The 937-nt window shown below is 49.4% G+C and carries 2 protein-coding genes; both read left to right on the top strand.

Annotated elements, in window-relative coordinates; all coding sequences use genetic code 11:
• The coding region (locus R8N47_RS24005) for an iron chelate uptake ABC transporter family permease subunit (RefSeq protein ID WP_318185950.1) at window positions 1-164 on the top strand (164 nt) is incomplete at its 5' end.
• The coding region (locus R8N47_RS24000) for a heme ABC transporter ATP-binding protein (RefSeq protein ID WP_318185949.1) at window positions 164-937 on the top strand (774 nt) is incomplete at its 3' end. The genes R8N47_RS24005 and R8N47_RS24000, both read left to right, overlap by 1 nt.

Below are 937 nucleotides of genomic sequence, written 5' to 3'. Positions count from 1 at the left end.
TACCTATTTCAGCGTTGTTGGGAGCATTATTGTTGACCTGTGCAGACATGATCGCACGAGTGTTATTGGCACCAGCCGAATTACCTGTCGGAATCGTAACTGCGCTCATCGGTGCGCCATTTTTCATCTACTTACTGTTCCAGCAAAGAGGGAAGATTCTGTAATGAATCACGTGGTTTTATCTGGCCGGAATATTTCAATGAAATACGGCCATCGAGTAGTACTTGATGACATCAGCATCGATATTCGTACCGGCGAAGTGACGGCGTTATTGGGGCCAAACGGCGCGGGGAAAAGTACACTACTTAAACTTCTGTGTGGTGAGATTCCATCACACAACGAGATTGACTATTTTGGCGAGCCTAAAGAAGCCTGGAAACCTGAAGACATAGCAAAGCACCTCGCCATGCTGCCACAGCACAGCACGCTCACTTTTCCATTTTTGGCACGAGAGGTGGTCGAACTCGGAGCGATCCCTTTGTCACTTTCAAACAAAGAAACGACTGAGCTTGCCCTACACTACATGCAAAAAACCGATGTTCTGCACTTAGCGGAAAGCTTGTACCCTGCCCTCTCAGGCGGAGAGAAGCAACGTTTGCACTTGGCTCGAGTGCTAACGCAACTGCATCAATCTGGTGACAAAAAGATTCTGATGTTGGACGAGCCTACGTCGGCACTGGATCTCGCCCACCAGCACAACACGCTTAAAATTGCTCGTGAGGCGGCAAAAGCGCAGAACGCTGCGGTGGTTGTCGTATTGCATGACTTGAACTTAGCCTCACAATACGCAGACCGACTTGTGTTGCTCCATAACGGCAAACTCGTCTGCGATGACAACCCTTGGCAGGCCCTAACGCCCGAACGTATTGAACAAGTTTATGGGTATCGCTCTATCGTGACCAAACACCCGACTCTGGACTTTCCTCAAGTCCACGCT

The organism is Vibrio sp. 2132-1, from assembly GCF_033344315.1.
This window is presented reverse-complemented; position numbering and strand designations above follow the sequence as displayed.